Here is an 18,915-nt window from a genome sequence, read left to right as displayed (position 1 = left end):
TCCTTATAGTCTAACCGGTCGGCCGGTGCGCACGCTTTCGTCAGCGGCAAGGCAGATGCGCAGCGAGGCCACGGCATCATCCATATGGCGGGTAAGGTCCAGATCCTCACGGACAGCACGCAGCATGAAGGCCTGCTCTAGGTCGCAAAGCTCTTGATGGCCCGGCTCGCCCGCCATGGTCATGTCCTGATCGGGACGGATGAACTTGCCGTCTGGCCCGGTCTCTGCCGAATGAAGGCGAATGACTGAAGTTTTGGTGTGAGTGTCGATATCGTCGGACTTGGCCGTCGGATCCATGACGATCGAGACAGCGCCATTCGGCGACATGACGTCCTTCACGAAGAAGGCAGTTTCGGAAATCATCGGCCCCCAGCCGGCCTCGTACCAACCGACGGAACCGTCTTCATAGAGCACCTGCAGATGGCCGTAATTATACATGTCTGGCGCGATCTCATTCGACAGGCGCAGGCCCATGCCGCGAACTTCGATGGCCTTGGCATCGGTGATCTGGCACATGACGTCGACATAGTGGACGCCGCAATCGACGATCGGCGAGGTCGTTTGCATCAAAGCCTGGTGCGTATCCCAGGTCGGGCCGCTGGACTGCTGATTGAGGTTCATGCGGAAAACATAGGGGCCGCCGAGCTTCCGCGCTTCCTCGATCAGCTTCTTCCAGGAAGGGTGGTGGCGGAGGATGTAACCGATGACCAGCTTCTTGCCGGCCTTCTTAGCCGCCGCCACGACGCGCTCGGCATCGGCAACCGTTGTTGCCAACGGCTTTTCGACGAACACATCACAGCCGGCCTCGAAGGCGGCAACGGCGTAATCGGCATGGCTGTCCGAATAGGTATTGATCGAGCAGAGATCCGGCTTCAAGTCGGCAAGCGCCGTCATGAAATCGGGATGGATCGTATATTGCTCCAGTTCCGGCGCCAGATGCGCCGGTTTGGAGCGGTTGACGAGACCGACGATCTCGTAGCCAGGATTGTTGTGATAGGCGAGCGCATGGCTGCGGCCCATATTGCCAAGTCCTGCAACGAGGACGCGGATCGGCTTGTCGGATTGGCTCACTTGACGGCTCCCGAGGTAATGCCGCGGATCAGTTGCCGCGAGAAGATGACATAGAGGACGAGGATCGGCAGGATCGCCAGCGACAGCGCTGCCAGAACCGCATTCCAGTTGGTGACGAATTGGCCGATGAAGATCTGCGAGCCGAGCGTTACGGTCTTCGTAGCTTCGGACGGCGCCAGGATCAGCGGGAACCAGAGGTCGTTCCAGATCGGGATCATTGTGAAGACGGCGACCGTCGCCATAGCCGGCCGCACCAGCGGCAGCACGAGGCGGAAGAAGATCGCATATTCCGAGAGTCCGTCGATCCGCCCGGCATTCTTCAGGTCGTCGGAAACGGTGCGCATGAATTCCGACAGGATGAAGATCGCGAGCGGAATGCCCTGCGCCGTATAGACGAGGATCAGCGCCGTCAGCGTGTTGACGAGACCGGTCGCGACCATGCCCTGCAGGATGGCGACCGTGCCGAGGCGGATCGGGATCATGATTCCGATCGCCATATAGAGGCCCATCAAGGTATTGCCCTTGAAGCGATATTCCGACAGCGCGAAGGCGGCCATAGCTCCGAACAGCAGCACGAGGAAGATCGCCACGATCGTCACAATAAAGCTGTTCTGGAAATAGGTGGCGAAGTCACCCTGCCCCAGCACAGTCTGATAGCCGATCAGGCTGAAAGTCGAAGGTGTGGGCACCTGCAGCGGCGAGCGGAAGATCGCATTGCGGTCCTTGAACGAATTCACGATCGTCAGGAACACCGGGAAGATCGCAATCAGCGTATAGGCGATCAGCGCCAGATGCACGAGGCCGGTGCGAATGGGGGATGTGCGCGCTCTGTTCGACATGGGCTCACACTCCTCAGAACTGATAGCGGCGCATGCGCCGCTGGATGGCGAAAAGGTAGAAGGAGACGCCGGCAAGGATGATCAGGAACATGACCGTTGCGATAGTCGCACCCATGGACCGGTCGCCGAGCTGGAGCTGGAAACCGAAGAAGGTGCGATAGAGCAGCGTACCCAGAATATCCGTTGACATATCGGGGCCGGCAAGCGCGCCCTGGACCGTATAGATCAGGTCAAAGGCGTTGAAATTGCCGACGAAGGTCAGGATCGAGATGATACCGATTGCCGGCAGCACCAGCGGCAGCTTGATCTTCCAGAACTGCGCCCAGCCGGTAATGCCGTCGCATTCCGCAGCCTCGATCACCTCCTCAGGGATGCTCAGAAGCGCCGCATAGATCAGCATCATCGGGATGCCGATATATTGCCAGTTGGAGATCAGCGACACGGCGATCAGCGCAGGACCGGACTGGCCGAGCCAGGGCGCAAATGCCCATTTCAAACCGACGAAGCTCATCAGCCAGGGTGCCACGCCCCAGATCGGCGAAAGGATCAGCTTCCAGATAAAGCCGACGATGACGAAGGAGAGCAGCGTCGGCAGGAAGATTGCAGTGCGATAGAAGGCGACAAAACGCAGCCGCGGCGTCGACAGAAGCGCAGCCAGCGCAATGCCGATCGGATTCTGCACGCACATATGGATGATGAAAAAGATCACATTGTTGCGCAGCGCATTCCAGAAGTCATGCACCCACCGCGGATCGCCGAAGAGAACTTGATAATTGGCGAAGCCGACGAAGGCCGGGGCGCCATCAACCGTATTGTAGAAGGAAAGCCGGAGCGTTTCGATCAGCGGCAGGATCATGATCGCCGAATAGACGATGAATGCCGGAAGAAGGAAGATGCCGATATGCCAGCGTATGGGACGCTTGATCGGGATCACGTCGACTGCGTTGTCGGCTTCGCTCATGGCTTTTGCCTGTTCTTATTGGCTGGGCCGACAGGCGCAGCTCAGGTGAAAATCTTGCCCCTCACTCCTCCTCACTCTGTCCGGAGAGCAGGATCGGGCCCATACCTGAAAACAACGGGCCAAGAGGCGGCTGCGAGTCTCCTGCCCTTGCGAGACAAGATGGCCGGCAGGCCGGTAAGGGCCGGCTTGAAGCCGCCCCTTACCTTGAATGACAGGCTTACTTGCCTGGCTTGTACCAGCTGTCGAGGCCCTTCTGCAGCTTCTCGGCAGCAGCGGCCGGCGTATCCGTGCCGTTGATGACGTTTGCCGATTCAACCCAAGTCTCGTTTTCAAGGTTCGGCGTGCCGCGCGACAGGATTTGATAGGTGGAGCGGACGGTCGACTTGTACGGGCCGCGCCAGGAAACGAACTCCTGAGCGAGCGGATCGCTCATCTTGACCGGGTTGGAGTTCAGGCTGAAGAAGCCCGGTAGCGCATTCGCATAAATGTCTGCGAACTCGGGTGAAGCGACCCAGGTGAGGAACTTCTTGGCTTCCTCCTGGTGCGTGCTCTTGGTGTTCAGGCCGACGCCGATATCCGGATGATCGGAGATGTAGCCCTGGTCGCCAGACTTCGGAACCGGCGGCGGGAAGGCACCCATCTTGAACTGGGCCTGCGTGTTGAACAGGGCGATTTCCCATGAACCGGCCGGGTAGATTGCGGCGCGGCCGAGCGTGAAGAGGTTCTGACTGTCCGAGTAGGTCTGGGCTTCGAAACCGTCACCGAGATAGGGCTTCCACTTGGCAAGTTCCTCGAAGGGCTTGACCCAGGCGGGATCCGTCAGCTTCTGCTTGCCAGCGATCAGCGCTAAGCGGCCCTCTTCACCTTTCCAGTAGTTCGGACCGATATTCTGGTAGCCCATGGTTGCGGCTTCCCAGAGATCCTTCGTGCCCATGGCGAGCGGAATGTAGGTACCGTCAGCCTTGATCTTGTCGAGGGCTGCGAAGAATTCGTCTTCCGTCTTCGGAACAGCAATACCGAGCTTGTCGAAGGCATCCTTATTGTAGATGAAGCCGTGAATGACCGAAGCCATCGGCACGCAGAAGGTCGACTTGCCGTCATCCGTCGACCAGGCAGCCTTGGCGACCGGCGAGAAGTTTTCCATGCCGGACAGGCTGGTAAGGTCGGCAAGCTGCTTCTTGTTGAAGAGTTCGAGCGAAGCGTCGAATGGACGGCAGGTGATGATGTCGCCTGCAGAGCCGGCATCGAGTTTGGCGTTCAGCGAAGCGTTATATTCAGTCGGAGCGGTTGGCGAGAAGACGATCTTGATGCCCGGGTTCTTGGCTTCGAAAGCCGGGATGATCTTTTCCTGCCAGATCTGCAGGTCGTCGTTACGCCAGCTTTCGACTGTGAGCGTCACGTCAGCGGCATGTACGAGGCCGGCTGACGACAGCAGGCTGGAGGCAAGCAGCAAGCTTTTCAGAGCAGTGTTTTTCATTTCCCTCTCCTGTTTTGAGCGCCGCTAGGCGCTGTTTTCGGTCTGAAACAAGCAGTTGGCGTGCCTGAGGAAACACCCAACGCCCCTTTTTGGAGCCGCCAGGATTGCCGGCCCCGAAGCTCGACCGACGCGGAAACTGGCGTCTCCGGTCGGATGGCGCGCCCTCCCGATACGCTGAACCGGGCGCTGAAAAATAAAGAAAAAGCGTGGAGAGATGGCTTGCGCATCCATGAGCCGAGCCGGCCCTGCGGATCGCTGTCTGCACCTTCCTCGAAACCTGTCCGGCCTTGTTTTTCTTTGCCGGTTTCTACATGCCTCGATACGCTGTTCCCTTTTTCGGAATTAAGGCCAAAAAAATACCAATTGTCCAGCCGAAATTAACTTTTGGGCCAGAGAAAATTGATTAAAAAATTTTATCACGCAAAATCAATAAGATAAAAAGACCACATTTCGCGATCATTTCCACTTGGTAAATGGTATTTTTTTGGTATTGTACTAAAAACACAAGGGAACGGCGTATCCGGAGGTCCGATGACGGAGCTTGCAATCGGCATAGACGGCGGCGGAACAAGCTGCCGGGCCGCAGTTGCGGACAGAATGGGTAAGGTCATCGGTCACGGCAAGGCTGGCCCTGCTAATATCCTTTCCGATCTGGAAAACTCTCTGATCAACATCGTCGAATCTGCCCGTGCGGCCCTGCGCGATGCAGGATTCAAAAGTGAAGCCGTTTCCACGGTCTCTGCCGTGCTCGGCGTTGCCGGCGCGAATGTCGGCGACTACGGCAAGCGGATCGAAAAGGCTCTGCCCTTCAAAAACGGCCGCGTGGTTACCGATGCGCTTATTTCACTGCAGGGCGCGCTCGGCGACGCCGATGGCGTCGTCGGCGCCTTCGGTACCGGCTCCGTCTATTATGCGCGACGGGACGGCAAGCTTCGTGGCATTGGCGGCTGGGGCTCAATCGTCGGCGATCAGGCGAGCGGCGCCCGTCTCGGTCGCGACCTCCTGGAAAAATCTCTCCTCGCCTATGACGAGGTTCGCCCCGCCTCCCCCCTAACGATCAAAGTCATGGCCGAATACGGCAATGATCCGGAACGGCTCGTCGAATTCGCCCATACGGCCCGGCCCACCGATTTCGCTCGTTATGCTCCCGCCGTCTTCGAAGGTGCTGCGGCCGGCGACGCCACCGCAATCGAGATTATCAAGGATGCAGCGCTTGCCATCGATCAAAGCCTCGATGTGCTCACTTGGCCGAGATGCCCATCGGTCTGCCTGCTCGGCGGCCTTGCCAAAGCCTATCATCCCTGGATCGCTGATCGACACAAGGCATTGCTGTCGGAGCCGAAGGCAGATGCGCTGCAGGGTGCCGTCGATCTCGCAGTCAAACTCTTGAACGAACAGCAGAGAGGCGCGGCATGACCGATGATCTCGCCTCTATTCTCTCCCCCGAACGCCTTCAGGCCGGCGGCACCGGTCCACTTTATGTGAAGCTGCGCCGCACGTTGGAAGACGCTGTCCGCACCGGAACCCTCGCCTATGGCGACGCCTTGCCGCCCGAACGCGACATCGCCGAATTCGCCGCTGTCAGCCGCGTCACTGTGCGCAAGGCGATCGACGAGCTTGTGGCCGACGGCCTGCTGGTACGCCGCCACGGCTCAGGCACCTTCGTCACAAAGCCGGTATCCAAGGTCGAGCAGCGCCTGTCGCAACTCACTTCTTTCACCGAAGATATGGCCCGGCGCGGCATGACCGCCCGCTCTGAATGGCTGCATAAGGGCGTCCATACGCCCTCGCCCGATGAAATGATGATCCTCGGCCTCGGCACCGACATCAAGGTCTCACGCCTCTCGCGCCTGCGCATCGCCGACGACCAGCCCCTGGCGATCGAAAATGCGAGCGTGTCAGGCGAATTCCTGCCCGATCCTTCCGCCGTCGGCAACTCGCTCTATGCCGAGCTGGAGCGCCTCGGCGTGCGTCCCGTCCGCGCTGTCCAGCGCATTTCCGCGACCAACATGAAGGAAGCCGACGCCCATTTGCTCGGCGTCCCCGTCGGCCAGGCCGGGCTTTCCATTGAGCGTATTTCCTATCTCGGCTCCGGCCGCGCGGTGGAATTCACGCGCTCACTCTATCGCGGCGATGCCTATGATTTTGTGGCCGAACTGACGATCGGGGCCAACTGAAATCTCATTCACTTCAAAAAGTTAAAGCCGGAAAGTGAATCACTTTCCGGCTTTTCCGTTCATTAGATCGATCACTGAGCGCCTAGCCTGAAGTGACGGAATAGATTCGGCAATCAGGCCGCGTCTTCGATATCCTCATCGGCCTTACGCGGCACATAATTGAGAACCGGTCCGAGCCAGCGCTCGACCTCGGATATCTCCATGCCCTTACGCTTGGCATAGTCTTCCACCTGATCGCGCTCGACCTTGGCGACGCCGAAATAATAGGAGTCGGGGTGGGCGATATAGATGCCGGAAACCGAGGAGCCCGGCCACATCGCATAGCTCTCCGTCAGCTTCACGCCGGCAGTGTTCTCTGCGTCGAGAAGGGAAAACAGCGTCTTCTTCTCAGTGTGATCGGGCTGCGCGGGATAGCCGGGCGCCGGACGGATACCGGCATAGGCCTCGGTGATGAGCTCCTCGTTGGAGAGGTGCTCATCCCTGGCATAGCCCCAATACTCGCGGCGCACACGTTCGTGCATGCATTCGGCGAAGGCTTCAGCGAAGCGGTCGGCAAGCGCCTTGACCAGAATCGAGGAATAGTCGTCATTCGAGCGCTCGAAACGCTCGGCAATGGCGATCTCCTCGAAGCCGGCGGTCACGACGAAGCCGCCGACATAATCCTGCACGCCGCTATCGACGGGCGCTACGAAGTCCGACAACGCTACATTCGGACGGCCGTCGCGCTTCGAAAGCTGCTGGCGCAACGTGTAGAAGGTAGCCAGTTTCTCCTTGCGGGCATCATCCTTGAAGAGGCGGATATCGTCGCCGACAGTGCCGGCCGGCCAAAAGCCGATAACGGCGCGGGGACGGAACCACTTCTCGTCGATGATCTTCTTCAGCATCGCCTGAGCGTCGGCCCAGAGGGCGCGTGCTGCTTCGCCCTGTTTCTCATCCTCGAGGATCGCCGGGTAGCGGCCGCGCAGCTCCCAAGTCTGGAAGAACGGCGTCCAGTCGATGTATTTCGCAAGCTCTGCCAGATCGTAATCTTCGAATACCTTGCTTCCAAGGAAGCTCGGCGTGGTTGGCTTGTAAGCCGTCCAGTCGATCTTCTGCGCATTCTCGCGAGCACGCGCGAGCGGCAGGCGCACCTTCTCGGCTTCGCTGCGCGCATGGGCGGCGGCGACCTTGGCATATTCCGCCTTGATCTCATCGATATAGGTCTGGCGGCCCTCCGGCGACAGCAGCGACGAGACAACACCGACGGCGCGGCTCGCATCCGTCACATAGACCGTCTGGCCCTTGTTATAGCCTGGATGTATCTTGACGGCCGTGTGCACGCGGCTGGTTGTGGCGCCGCCGATCAGAAGCGGAATATCGAGGCCCTGCCGCTCCATTTCGGCCGCGACATGCACCATCTCGTCGAGCGATGGCGTGATGAGGCCCGAGAGACCGATGACATCGACCTTCTCGGCAACCGCCGTTTCCAAGATCTTCGTCGCCGGCACCATGACGCCGAGGTCGATGATCTCGTAATTGTTGCAGGCGAGCACGACGCCGACGATGTTCTTGCCGATATCGTGCACGTCGCCCTTGACGGTCGCCATCAGAATCTTGCCTGCGGACTGACGTTCATCGCCGCCATTCTGGCGCTTCTCTTCTTCCATATAGGGAAGAAGAACGGCAACGGCCTGCTTCATGACCCGGGCGGACTTGACCACCTGCGGCAGGAACATCTTGCCAGAGCCGAAGAGGTCGCCGACGACATTCATGCCGGCCATCAGCGGGCCTTCGATGACGTGCAACGGGCGCGCGGCCTGCTGGCGAGCTTCTTCGGTATCGGCTTCGATATATTCGGTAATACCGTTGACAAGCGCGTGTTCGAGACGTTTTTCGACGCTCCACTCGCGCCAGGAAAGATCCTGCGCCTTGGCTTCCTTGGCGCCGGCGCCGCGGAAGCGTTCGGCAACCTCGAGCAACCTCTCGGTCGCGTCGGCGCGGCGGTTCAGCACCACGTCTTCGCAGGCCTCGCGCAGTTCCGGATCGATCTGGTCGTAGACGGCCAACTGTCCGGCATTGACGATGCCCATGTCCATGCCCGCCTGAATGGCGTGGTAGAGGAAGACGGCGTGCATCGCCTCGCGCACCGGCTCGTTGCCGCGGAAGGAGAAGGAAAGGTTCGACACGCCGCCGGAAATATGCACGAGCGGCATGGTCTTTCGGATCGTGCGCGTGGCCTCGATGAAGTCGACGCCGTAATTATTGTGTTCTTCGATACCGGTCGCGACCGCGAAGATGTTCGGATCAAAGATGATATCTTCTGGCGGAAAGCCGACCTTTTCCGTCAGCAGCTTATAGGCGCGCGTGCAAATCTCGACCTTGCGCTCGTAGCTGTCCGCCTGCCCCGTCTCATCGAAAGCCATGACGACGACGGCCGCGCCATAATTGCGCAGCAGGCGCGCCTGGGCGAGAAAGTTCTCCTCGCCTTCCTTCAGTGAGATCGAGTTGACGATCGGCTTGCCCTGGACGCGTTTCAGGCCGGATTCGATGATCGAGAACTTCGAACTATCGATCATCACAGGCACGCGGGCGATATCCGGCTCGGCGGCGATCAGGTTCAGGAACTCGACCATCGCCTTCTCGGAATCGATCAGGCCCTCGTCCATGTTGATGTCGATGACCTGCGCGCCGTTCTCGACCTGGTCGCGGGCGACATCGAGCGCTGCCGTGAAATCGGCGTTGGTGATCAGCTTGCGGAACTTGGCCGAGCCGGTGACGTTGGTACGCTCGCCGACATTGACGAAGGGAATGTCCTTGGTGAGCTGAAAGGGCTCGAGACCCGACAGCGACATCAGCGGCTTGTGTTCCGGGATCGGGCGCGGCTTGTACTTGGAAACGGCCTGCGCGATGGCACGGATATGGTCCGGCGTCGAGCCGCAGCAGCCGCCGACGATGTTGACGAGACCGTCGCGGGCAAAGCCCTCGATCTGAGCCGACATGGATTCCGGCGTTTCATCATACTGGCCGAATTCGTTCGGCAGGCCAGCGTTCGGATAGGCGCAGACGAACGTGTCGGCGACACCTGAAAGCTCCTGCAGATGCGGGCGCATCGCATTGGCGCCAAGCGCACAGTTCAATCCGATCGTGAACGGGTTGGCGTGACGCACCGAATTCCAGAAAGCGCTCGGCGTCTGGCCGGACAGCGTGCGGCCCGAAAGGTCGGTGATCGTACCGGAGATCATGACAGGCAGACGAATGCCCTTGGCCTCGAAACGCTCCTCGCAGGCGAAGATTGCCGCCTTGGCGTTCAGCGTGTCGAAGATTGTCTCGATCAGGATGATATCGGCGCCACCATCGATCAGGCCGTCGATCTGCTCGGCATAGGCTTCGCGCAGGTCATCGAAGGTGACGGCGCGGAAGCCCGGATTGTTGACGTCAGGCGAGATGGAGGCCGTGCGGTTCGTGGGGCCGATGGCACCGGCAACGAAACGGCGCTTGCCGTCTTCGCGCTCCGCCCGCTGGGCGGCGCGGCGCACGATCTCGGCCCCTTCCTTGTTCAGCGCATAGACCTCGCCTTCCATCTGGTAATCGGCCTGCGCGATGCGGGTCGAGGAGAAGGTGTTGGTTTCGAGGATATCGGCACCGGCCTTGGCGTATTTATAGTGGATTTCCTCGATCGCATCCGGCTGCGACAGGATCAGCAGGTCATTATTGCCCTTCTGATGGCAGGCACAGCCGATGAAGCGGTCGCCGCGAAAATGGTCTTCATCGAAGCCCAGGCCCTGGATCTGCGTGCCCATGGCGCCGTCAAGAACGAGGATGCGTTCGCTGGCAGCGTTCTTCAGCGCCGCAAAAACTTCACTGCCATCACGCTTGCCCCCTTCGGGACCAAAGAGATTGTCGAACACGGGAAGGCTCCTTGACGTCATAAGATCGGAAACGACAAATCACATAAAGATATCTTTATGTCAACATATGCCGATTGCTTTAGAGCATTGCAAGCCTTGGCGGATGACAGACTCGCCTGACCCCTATATAGGCGTTTCCCAAGGCATTGTGCACGAATTCGGAGGAGTATCATGGCATCTGCACTCGGCAACTGGTCCACCCGCACCTATCACCGAGACTGGCTGCTTTCGCAGGCCAACGGTCTCTTCGATTTCTTCCAGCACAATTCCATTAATCCCAATGGCGGCTTCTACGACCTCGACGACGCTGGCAAGCCGCTCGATGCCGAAGGCCAGGTGCGCCCACTCCATATCGCTTCACGCGCCGTCCACTGCTTCTCGATCGGCACGCTGCTCGGCCGCCCGGGTGCGGCCGATGTCGTCGATCACGGCATGAACTACATCTGGAACCAACACCGCGACCGCAAGAATGGCGGTTACGTCTGGTCAGTGAATAACAACGGTCCCGTCGATTCCAACAAGCAGGGCTACGGCCATGCCTTCGTTCTCCTTGCTGCGTCCTCAGCCAAGACGATCGGCCACCCGCTCGCCGATGGCATGCTCGCCGATATTACCGAGGTTCTGAACACAAAATTCTGGGAAGCCAAGCACGGCGCCATTGCGGAAGAATTCACCGCCGACTGGCAACCGCTCGACGGCGGCACCTATCGCGGCCAGAACTCCAACATGCATCTCACCGAAGCGCTGATGGCTGCCTTCGAAGCGACCGGCGATCGGGAGTATCTGACCAAGGCCGAGAGCATTGCCGATCTCGTCATTCGCCGTTCGGCTGGTTCCGTCGACTGGCGTGTCGCCGAACATTTCGATGCCGAATGGAACCTCGATAAGGATTACTATCATCCGAACGAAATGTTCCGCCCGGCCGGCACAACGCCGGGTCATTGGCTGGAATGGACCCGCCTGATCCTGCAGCTCTGGGCGCTCGGCGGCAAGAAAATCGAATGGATGCCGGATGCCGCCAAGGCCCTTTTCGAGCAATCTATGGTTCTCGGCTGGGATAATGACAAGGGCGGCTTCTTCTACACGCTCGATTGGGCCGACAAGCCCGCCAAGCGCAACAAACTCTGGTGGCCCGCCTGCGAGGGTGCCGCGGCCGCGCATTTCCTCAACGAGCACCTGCCGAGCGATTATCACGAGGAATGCTACCGCAAGATCTGGAACGTGATCGAGCGCGCGTTTATCGACCACAAGAATGGCGGCTGGCATGAGGAACTGACGGAAGATCTGGTGCCCTCACACTCGCTCTTTCCCGGCAAGGGCGACATCTACCATGCCCTGCAGGCCTGCCTCATCCCGCTCTTCCCGGCAACGGGCAGCCTGACCAAGGGTATTATCGAAGCCGGCGGCAAGCTCTGAGGCGAAAGCCTCAGTAGCCTGGCATGACCGGCGGCGCGGCGTTCGGGTTCTGCTGGAACCACTGCACCTCGGCGCTGGTATTGTCGAGTTCGTCCTGCACATCTCGCTGCTCGCGGCGAATGCGGCGCAGATCGTCTTCAAGATCGTCAATCCGCCGACGGATATCGCGCCGGTTCGCATCCGGAGCATCTTTGAGCTTGCGTGACAGGTCGTCGATCTCGGTTTCCTTCGACATATAGTCGCTCTGTAGCGAGTTCAGCCGCGACTGCTGCGAGTTCTGACGGTTGCCGAGCGTATAGCCGCGCAGGAAACCGGGTGCCGTTTCGGGCGGGCAGACATTGGAGTAGCCGTGACCCGCCTGCCCATGCATCAGACCGCTCATCGGCGTACAATAGCGCACGAGGCCCGCCTGATAGCCCTGATACCAGATGGTCTGATCGGGCACGATCTTTATCCGCTCGCAGGACTTGGCGTGGGCGGCAAAACGCTCCTGCGGCTCGTAACCGGCAGCGCCATCGGATTGACCGATCACCCGCCAATCGGCGGCGACGCATTCTTCCTTCGAGAGCGTATTGCAGGAGACGAGGAAAAGACTGAGACCAGTAGCAGCAAAGGCAAAGAGCAAACGTAACATGGTGTCCCGGCGGCAAGTCACAAAACCGGGCGCACCTTATCGTCACGAAATACAAGGGTCACCGAGAACGGACCGCGATTTTGAAGATTCCGTGGCCTTTATTTGTCAACAAAGAGGCGGCTTTATGCAAGCCGCAACATATCGAGATCCTTCGCCAGGATCAGCGCCAGCGCCTCGACAGCGAGATTATGATCGTCCCGCTGCGGTAGACCGGAAACGGTGACGGCACCGACACAGCCCGTGCCTCTGACATTGATTGGGAAGCTCCCGCCATGCGGCGCATAATCGGCGGCAGAAAGACCGTTGTCCTCCACCGTCTTACCTTCCTTCTGCAGCTTCAGGCCGGAGGCATAGCTGCTGCGAAAATAGCGGAAGACCATATTGCGCTTTCGACGCACCCAGTTGACGTTGTCAGGCGTGACACCCGGCAGCGCCGCATAGAAGACGGGCATGGAATGCAGCGTGATATCGATCGCAATGCCGAGGCCGCGTTCGGTGGCCAACTCCTGCAGGAGCTTGCCGAGCTGCCATGCAGTCGTCAGATCGAACGCATCGAAGCTCAAAGCCTTTTCCTGCTCGGCGATACGGATCAAATCCTCGTCGATAGACATGGCACGGCCCTCCTCTGGCGCGATGATCGGCTGTGACCATTCTCACGCGAAGGGAAAAAGTAAAGTCAAAACTTGGCGCTTTGCACGGCTTAGAGTTTCGGCGTCAGCATCTCGAAGCGGTCGCGGATGGTCGAGCAGGTATCGCCGCCAAGCCGTGCGATGGCATCGACCATGGCTGGATCCACATGCAGCCGCTCGGGATCGACCACCCCGTCGCGGTAATGTGCATAGACGATCTCGCCCATGATGATCTGCCGCGATTTGCCGAGTTCGAGCGTCACATGCCGACGGCATTCGAAGGCCGCCGGCGCCTCCTCGATCCAGGGCGATGCGACCTTCACGCCCGGCATCGCCGTCAGTCCTGCCTCCTTCAACTCGTTGACGCCACGCGGATATTTGGCGCCGCAAATATGCATGGCCTTGGCGATCGCGAAGGAGACGATATTGACCGTGAAAACCTCGGTTATGCGGATATTATGGCCGGTATCCTTGAACGACATATCCGGGTGGTTTTCGACGCCGATGGCCAGGATCGGCGGATCGGCCGACAGGCAGTTGAAGAAGGAGAAGGGTGCGGCATTGACGCGCCCCTCCTCATCAACAGTCGTTACCAGCGCGATCGGCCGGGGAATGATCGTGCCAATCATCAGCTTGTAGCGTTCGCGTTCGCTGAGGGCGGCGAAATCGAAGGAAACGGCCATGCTCAGCCAACCGCCCGGATCGGTGCAAAGCCGCTCATCGCGCCCGTGAAAGCCTTCGGCAGCGGCGAGGCATAGGAGCCACGCTTGCTCGTGGAAAGACCAAGCGAAACCAGCGCTTCAGCCTGCTTGACCGCTGCCGCCACACCATCGATGACGGGCACGCCATAGAGCTCCTGCAATTCGCGCGCCAGAGCGGTCATGCCGGCACAGCCGAGCACGACGGCTTCCGCACCATCCTCCGAAAGCGCCCGCTCGATTTCCGCTTTCAGTTTGCCGATCGCCCCTGATGTTTCGTCTTCGAGTTCCAGCACCGGAATATCCGATGCCCGCACCTTCGCCCGCCCGCCCATGCCATAGCGGCGCACGAGATTGTCGATGAGCACACGGGAGCGCTCCAGAGTGGTCACGACCGTAAAGCGCTGGGCGAGGAAGCCCGCGGTAGCGACAGCGGATTCACAAAGTCCGAGAACCGGAACATTTGCAAAGGTACGCGCTGCATCGAGCCCGGTATCGTCGAAACAGGCGACAATCGCGGCATCATAACCTGCCGCCTGCCGCTCTCTCAGCTCCGTCAGCAGACCGGGGATAGCTAGCGCCCCGTCATAATGTCCCTCAATTGAGACGGGCCCCATGCGTGAGGTGGCTGCAATGATCTCGGTGCCGGCGGCGGCAACCGCACTGGCAGCGGCTGCCGCTTTCTCGGTCATGGAGGCGGTCGTATTGGGATTGATGATCAATATGCGCATGTCAGCTGGTCTTTGCCTGCCGCCGGCCGAGCATCGTCATAATGCCGAGCGCGACGAGAATGATGGTGAAGGAGAAGAGCGTGGTGACCGTGCCGAGCGCATAGAGCACAGGCGTCGTTACGTTCGTGGTCATGCCGTAGATTTCGAGCGGCAGCGTATTGTAGGTGCCAGACGTCATCAGCGTGCGGGCGAATTCGTCATAGGAGAGCGTGAACCCGAACAGGCCAACGCCGATGAGACTGGGCGCGATCATCGGTAGCACGACATGGCGGAAGGTTTGCCACGACGTTGCGCCAAGATCGCGCGCGGCCTCCTCGTATGCCGGCGAGAAACGGTTGAAGACGGCAAACATGATCAGCACGCCGAAAGGCAACGTCCAAGTCAGATGCGCCCCGAAGGCCGAGGAATACCAGGCGGGCCGCAGGCCGCCTTGCTGGAAGACCACACCGATGCCGAGTGAGATGATGATCGACGGTACGACGAGGCTCGCGACCGTCGCGTAGAACAGCACCGACGAACCGCGGAAACGCCGGCGGAAGGCAAGGCCCGCCATCAGCGAGACCACCACCGTGACGACCATCACCATCAGGCCGAGGATGAAGGAGCGCTGGAAGGAGGCGCCGAAGTCGCCGACCGCCTGCTTCTCGAAGAGGTTGAAAAACCAGTGCAGCGAAACGCCGTTCAGCGGAAAGGTCAGGCCACCGTCCGGCCCCTGGAAGGAAAGAATTACGATCGCCGAGAGTGGCCCGTAAAGAAAGAGCACGAAGATCGCGAAGAAGACGGCGAGCACGTAGAATTCGCGGGAGCGTTTTTCGCGGTACATCCTAAAGCTCCTTGCGGATATCGACGACGCGCAGGATCGCGGCAACCATCATCAGCACGACGACCAAAAGCACGACCGCATTGGCGGCAGCGGCCGGATATTGCAGCAGCGACATCTGGTTCTTCATCATCAGCGCCACCGAGGCGCTCTGGCCGCCGGACATGACCTGCACGGTGGAAAAATCGGCCATGACCAGGGTGACGACGAAGATCGTGCCGATCGCCATGCCGGGCTTGGCGAGCGGAATGATGACATTCCACAGTACCTGCCAGCCGGAGGCCCCGGCATCGCGCGCCGCCTCGAACAGCGAGCGATCGATGCGCATGAGCGTGTTGAAGATCGGCGTCACCATGAAAAGCGTGTAGAGATGCACCATGGCGAGAACCACGGCAAAATCCGAATAGAGCAGCCATTCCACCGGTTGCGGCACGATGCCCATCTCTACCAGCGCCGAGTTGACGAGGCCGTTACGGCCGAGCACCGGAATCCACGAGATCATGCGGATGATGTTCGAGGTCATGAAGGGCACGGTGCAGACAAGAAAGAGGATCATCTGCGTCGAGGTCCTGCGGATATGGAAGGCGAGAAAATAGGCGACCCAGAAACCGATGAAGAGCGTCAGCGCCCAGACGACAACGGTGAACTTCAAAGTGTTGAGATAGGTTTTCCACGTGACCCACGAACCGATCGTGTCGGTATAGTTCATGGTCAGGAAGTCGGGATAGAGGCCGGCAAAGTCATAGTCCCAGAAGCTGACGACCGCGATCATGGCGATCGGCAGGATGAAGAAGAAGCCGAGAATGGCGATGAGTGGCGCAGCCTGCAGGTAGGAGATCGCCCATGGCGCAAGCCGGAAGGCGCGTTTGGGCGTCTCCGCTGCCGGTATCGTCTGCTCTGAAGCGATCGTGGCCATTCTTCCCCCTTCGGAAATCTGTCCTTGTCCGAATAGAGAGGGATCAAAAGACCCCTCCCCAACCCTCCCCACAAGGGGGAGGGAGAACGGTACCGTACCCTCGATAGGTTCCTTTCCCCTTGTGGGGAGGGTTAGGGAGGGAAAAACGGCAAACGCCGATCTGCCTTACGCCGCGATGAACTCGTTCCAGCGGCGAACCATGTAACGGTCTTCGTCCATGACGGAGTTCCAGCAGGCGATATGACCGATACGGTCTTCGAAGGAGCCGCCGTCACGAACCGAGCCGGCCTTCTCCATGACCTTGCCTTCCGGCGAGAGGATATCGCCCTGAGCGGCTTTGCCTTCCATCCAGTAGCCCCACTCGTCGGCAGTCATGAATCCCTTGGCGGTTTCAAGGCATGCCGAATAGTAGCCTTGCCGGTTGAGATAGGCGCCGACCCAGCCGGACGTGTACCAGTTGATATACTCGTAGGCTGCATCGAGCTGCGCACCCTTGAGATGCGCCGCAAGGCCGAGACCGCCGCCCCAGGCGCGATAGCCTTCCTTCAGCGGCTGGAATCGGCAGGCGATGCCCTTCGAGCGGACGGCGGCGACGGCCGGCGACCACATGGACTGGATGACGACTTCGCCCGATGCCATCAGATTGACGGACTCATCGAAGCTCTTCCAGAAGGCGCGGAACTGGCCGTCACCCTTGGTCTTGATCAGGAATTCGATCGTCTTGTCGATCTCTTCCTTGGTCATATTGCCCTTGTCGGCATATTTGATCTTGCCGGAAGCTTCGGCAATCATCGCTGCATCCATGATGCCGATCGACGGCACGTTGATGATTGCCGTCTTGCCCTTGTAGGCCGGATCGAGAATGTCGGCCCAGGAGGTGATGTCGCGGCCGGTCAGATCAGGACGAATGCCGAGCGTATCGGCATTGTAGATGGTCGGCATCATCGTGAACCACTGGGTCGGTTCCTTCGCGAACTTCTTGGAGTCCTGCGCCTCGACGAAGCCGACCGTATGCGGCGCCGTCCCCTGCGCGATCGTGCTGTCGGCCTTCAGCTTTCCGGTCGTGAAGATCGGCACGACCTTGTCAAAATACTTGAGCTTCTTGACGTCCATCGGCTGCAGAACACCGGTCGGGAAGACCTTCTTGCAGATCCAGTATTCGATATCGGCAATATCGTAGCTGTCGGGCTGGGTCACGGCGCGCTGAGCGGCAGCGTCGGAATCGGTCGCCGTCATCTCCAGCGTGATGCCGAGATCCTGCTTGCACTTCTCGGCGATGGCATTGATGTTCGAAACGCCGGTGCCGAACTGGCGAAGCGTGATGTTGGACTGCGCCCAGATGGTCGGGAAGCCGGTGATGGCGCCCGAGCCGGCAATGGCGCCGACGGCGGCAGCCCCAGTCTTCAGAAGCGAGCGGCGGGAAATACCCTTTTCCGCTTTGGTGGTATTCGTTTCAGTCGTCATGGCAGTTCCCCTTTTTTTGATGCTGAAGGTCATGCGGAAACGCGGCCAAGGAGGACGGCATCCTCCAGAGCCCAACTCAGAGATACCGCATCGCCGACCGAGACCGGCTTTGCGAAGTAATCGCTGTCACTTGCGATGACGGTGAAGTCGTCGCTGCCGGCGCCGAAAACGGTGATTTTCACCGAGGAGCCGCGATATTCAATGTTGGAAACGATACCGGAGAAACCGAGCGTCTTGTCCTCGGCGGCCGTCAGGCGGACGCGATCGGTGCGGATGCCGATATCGACAGCTTCGCCGACCTCCCTGCCCGTCCCGCGCACCGAGAAACTTTGTCCCTCCGGCACGACCAGCGTGAGAATGCCGCCTTCGCTCGATGTGACGCGGCCGGAGAGAACATTGTGATCGCCCATGAACCGGGCGACAAAAGCGGTCGCCGGCTTTTCGAAGACCTGACGCGGCGAAGCGGCCTGTTCGATCCGCCCGTCGTTCATGATGACGATGAGATCGGCAAGCGCCATCGCCTCTTCCTGGCTGTGCGTCACATGTACGAAGGTGATGCCGAGTGTCTTCTGCAGTTTCTTCAGTTCCGCCCGCATGCGGATCTTCAGGAAGGGATCGAGTGCAGACAGCGGCTCGTCTAGCAGCAGTGCTTCCGGACCGGTGATCAGCGCACGCGCCAGGGCGACACGCTGCTGCTGGCCGCCAGAAAGCTGCGCCGGCCGACGGGATGCATAGGCATCCATTTGCATCAGCTTCAGCATCTCCAGCGCCTTGGAGCGGCGCTCATCCTTGTCGACGCCCTTCATCTTTAGACTGAAGGCGACGTTGTCGACGAGGTCGAGATGCGGAAACAGCGCATAGGATTGGAACATCATCGCCGTGCCGCGTTTTGCCGGCGGGAAATCGGTGACGACGACATTGCCGAGACGGATGTCGCCCGACGAGATGCTCTCGTGACCGGCGATCATGCGCAGCGTCGAGGTCTTGCCGCACCCTGACGGCCCCAGGAAGCAGCAATAGGAGCCGGCCGGGATTTTCAGGCTGATGGCATGGACCGCCGTGGTCGCGCCATAGACCTTCGAAACGGATGCTATATCGATCTCTGCCGCTTTCGACATCGTGTCTTCCCCTGTTCGAGAAAGACGATGCATCCGCCGTGCCAGTTCGCAGGCAGCGCTCCAAGCCCTTACAAATC

The 18,915-nt window shown here is 59.8% G+C and carries 16 protein-coding genes; 3 read left to right on the top strand and 13 right to left on the bottom strand.

Going from position 1 to position 18,915, the window contains the following annotated elements:
- Positions 1-3 precede the first annotated feature (3 nt).
- The 4 genes from FHX08_RS02665 to FHX08_RS02650 form a co-directional block, all read right to left on the bottom strand.
- A complete protein-coding gene (locus FHX08_RS02665) occupies positions 4-1,071 on the bottom strand; it encodes a Gfo/Idh/MocA family protein (protein WP_132653758.1) in 1,068 nt (355 codons plus the stop codon).
- Complete coding sequence (locus FHX08_RS02660; protein WP_132653757.1) at positions 1,068-1,910, bottom strand: carbohydrate ABC transporter permease; 843 nt, start codon at positions 1,908-1,910, stop codon at positions 1,068-1,070. Before FHX08_RS02660 ends, FHX08_RS02665 begins: the two co-directional genes overlap by 4 nt.
- A gap of 13 nt (positions 1,911-1,923) precedes the next feature.
- Positions 1,924-2,871 carry a carbohydrate ABC transporter permease gene (locus FHX08_RS02655; protein ID WP_132653756.1) on the bottom strand — a complete coding sequence of 316 codons (948 nt, stop codon included), beginning with the start codon at positions 2,869-2,871 and terminating at the stop codon, positions 1,924-1,926.
- Positions 2,872-3,088: 217 nt separating this feature from the next.
- Complete coding sequence (locus FHX08_RS02650; protein WP_132653755.1) at positions 3,089-4,348, bottom strand: ABC transporter substrate-binding protein; 1,260 nt, start codon at positions 4,346-4,348, stop codon at positions 3,089-3,091.
- Positions 4,349-4,879: 531 nt separating this feature from the next.
- Between FHX08_RS02650 and FHX08_RS02645 the strand changes: the two genes are divergently transcribed.
- Both FHX08_RS02645 and FHX08_RS02640 read left to right on the top strand, forming a co-directional pair.
- On the top strand, positions 4,880-5,764 hold the full coding sequence (locus tag FHX08_RS02645) for an N-acetylglucosamine kinase (protein ID WP_184326843.1): 885 nt from the start codon (positions 4,880-4,882) through the stop codon (positions 5,762-5,764).
- On the top strand, positions 5,761-6,525 hold the full coding sequence (locus FHX08_RS02640; RefSeq protein WP_132653753.1) for a GntR family transcriptional regulator: 765 nt from the start codon (positions 5,761-5,763) through the stop codon (positions 6,523-6,525). The genes FHX08_RS02645 and FHX08_RS02640 overlap by 4 nt, the downstream gene beginning before the upstream one ends.
- Positions 6,526-6,638: 113 nt before the next feature.
- Here FHX08_RS02640 and metH read toward each other — a convergent pair whose 3' ends face one another.
- Complete coding sequence (gene metH, locus FHX08_RS02635) at positions 6,639-10,412, bottom strand: methionine synthase (protein WP_132653752.1); 3,774 nt, start codon at positions 10,410-10,412, stop codon at positions 6,639-6,641.
- A gap of 171 nt (positions 10,413-10,583) precedes the next feature.
- On the opposite strand from metH, the gene FHX08_RS02630 reads away from it, so the two are divergent.
- The gene (locus tag FHX08_RS02630) at positions 10,584-11,828 is read left to right on the top strand and encodes an AGE family epimerase/isomerase (RefSeq protein ID WP_132653751.1); all 1,245 of its coding nucleotides are present in this window, start codon (positions 10,584-10,586) and stop codon (positions 11,826-11,828) included.
- A 10-nt stretch (positions 11,829-11,838) separates the two neighbouring features.
- On the opposite strand, the gene FHX08_RS02625 is transcribed toward FHX08_RS02630, so the two are convergent.
- The 8 genes from FHX08_RS02625 to FHX08_RS02590 form a co-directional block, all read right to left on the bottom strand.
- The gene (locus tag FHX08_RS02625; RefSeq protein WP_184326842.1) at positions 11,839-12,462 is read right to left on the bottom strand and encodes a DUF2799 domain-containing protein; all 624 of its coding nucleotides are present in this window, start codon (positions 12,460-12,462) and stop codon (positions 11,839-11,841) included.
- 122 nt (positions 12,463-12,584) lie between these two features.
- Complete coding sequence (locus tag FHX08_RS02620; RefSeq protein WP_132653749.1) at positions 12,585-13,073, bottom strand: heme-degrading domain-containing protein; 489 nt, start codon at positions 13,071-13,073, stop codon at positions 12,585-12,587.
- A gap of 89 nt (positions 13,074-13,162) precedes the next feature.
- The gene (locus FHX08_RS02615; protein WP_132653748.1) at positions 13,163-13,774 is read right to left on the bottom strand and encodes a flavin reductase family protein; all 612 of its coding nucleotides are present in this window, start codon (positions 13,772-13,774) and stop codon (positions 13,163-13,165) included.
- 2 nt (positions 13,775-13,776) lie between these two features.
- Positions 13,777-14,520 carry an aspartate/glutamate racemase family protein gene (locus FHX08_RS02610; RefSeq protein WP_132653747.1) on the bottom strand — a complete coding sequence of 248 codons (744 nt, stop codon included), beginning with the start codon at positions 14,518-14,520 and terminating at the stop codon, positions 13,777-13,779.
- A 1-nt stretch (position 14,521) separates the two neighbouring features.
- Positions 14,522-15,343: an ABC transporter permease gene (locus FHX08_RS02605; protein WP_132653746.1), complete on the bottom strand. Its 822-nt coding sequence runs from the start codon at positions 15,341-15,343 to the stop codon at positions 14,522-14,524.
- A 1-nt stretch (position 15,344) separates the two neighbouring features.
- Positions 15,345-16,256: an ABC transporter permease gene (locus FHX08_RS02600; protein ID WP_132653745.1), complete on the bottom strand. Its 912-nt coding sequence runs from the start codon at positions 16,254-16,256 to the stop codon at positions 15,345-15,347.
- A gap of 165 nt (positions 16,257-16,421) precedes the next feature.
- On the bottom strand, positions 16,422-17,720 hold the full coding sequence (locus tag FHX08_RS02595) for a PotD/PotF family extracellular solute-binding protein (protein WP_132653744.1): 1,299 nt from the start codon (positions 17,718-17,720) through the stop codon (positions 16,422-16,424).
- A 29-nt stretch (positions 17,721-17,749) separates the two neighbouring features.
- Positions 17,750-18,838, bottom strand: coding sequence for an ABC transporter ATP-binding protein (locus FHX08_RS02590; RefSeq protein WP_132653743.1), 1,089 nt, complete (start codon positions 18,836-18,838; stop codon positions 17,750-17,752).
- Positions 18,839-18,915 lie beyond the last annotated feature (77 nt).

The organism is Rhizobium sp. BK529, assembly GCF_014194105.1.
In the GTDB taxonomy this organism is placed as follows: domain Bacteria; phylum Pseudomonadota; class Alphaproteobacteria; order Rhizobiales; family Rhizobiaceae; genus Rhizobium.
The sequence above is the reverse complement of the archived record's forward strand: the minus strand, read 5'-3'. Positions and strand labels throughout refer to the sequence as shown.

Bases quoted from the DNA above. Each gene is read 5' to 3' on its own strand.
- FHX08_RS02660 (WP_132653757.1), bottom strand. From the start codon at position 1,910: ATGTCGAACAGAGCGCGCACATCCCCCATTCGCACCGGCCTCGTGCAT.
- FHX08_RS02655 (WP_132653756.1), bottom strand. From the start codon at position 2,871: ATGAGCGAAGCCGACAACGCAGTCGACGTGATCCCGATCAAGCGTCCC.
- FHX08_RS02650 (WP_132653755.1), bottom strand. From the start codon at position 4,348: ATGAAAAACACTGCTCTGAAAAGCTTGCTGCTTGCCTCCAGCCTGCTG.
- FHX08_RS02645 (WP_184326843.1), top strand. From the start codon at position 4,880: ATGACGGAGCTTGCAATCGGCATAGACGGCGGCGGAACAAGCTGCCGG.
- FHX08_RS02640 (WP_132653753.1), top strand. From the start codon at position 5,761: ATGACCGATGATCTCGCCTCTATTCTCTCCCCCGAACGCCTTCAGGCC.
- FHX08_RS02630 (WP_132653751.1), top strand. From the start codon at position 10,584: ATGGCATCTGCACTCGGCAACTGGTCCACCCGCACCTATCACCGAGAC.
- FHX08_RS02625 (WP_184326842.1), bottom strand. From the start codon at position 12,462: ATGTTACGTTTGCTCTTTGCCTTTGCTGCTACTGGTCTCAGTCTTTTC.
- FHX08_RS02620 (WP_132653749.1), bottom strand. From the start codon at position 13,073: ATGTCTATCGACGAGGATTTGATCCGTATCGCCGAGCAGGAAAAGGCT.
- FHX08_RS02615 (WP_132653748.1), bottom strand. From the start codon at position 13,774: ATGGCCGTTTCCTTCGATTTCGCCGCCCTCAGCGAACGCGAACGCTAC.
- FHX08_RS02610 (WP_132653747.1), bottom strand. From the start codon at position 14,520: ATGCGCATATTGATCATCAATCCCAATACGACCGCCTCCATGACCGAG.
- FHX08_RS02605 (WP_132653746.1), bottom strand. From the start codon at position 15,343: ATGTACCGCGAAAAACGCTCCCGCGAATTCTACGTGCTCGCCGTCTTC.
- FHX08_RS02600 (WP_132653745.1), bottom strand. From the start codon at position 16,256: ATGGCCACGATCGCTTCAGAGCAGACGATACCGGCAGCGGAGACGCCC.
- FHX08_RS02595 (WP_132653744.1), bottom strand. From the start codon at position 17,720: ATGACGACTGAAACGAATACCACCAAAGCGGAAAAGGGTATTTCCCGC.
- FHX08_RS02590 (WP_132653743.1), bottom strand. From the start codon at position 18,838: ATGTCGAAAGCGGCAGAGATCGATATAGCATCCGTTTCGAAGGTCTAT.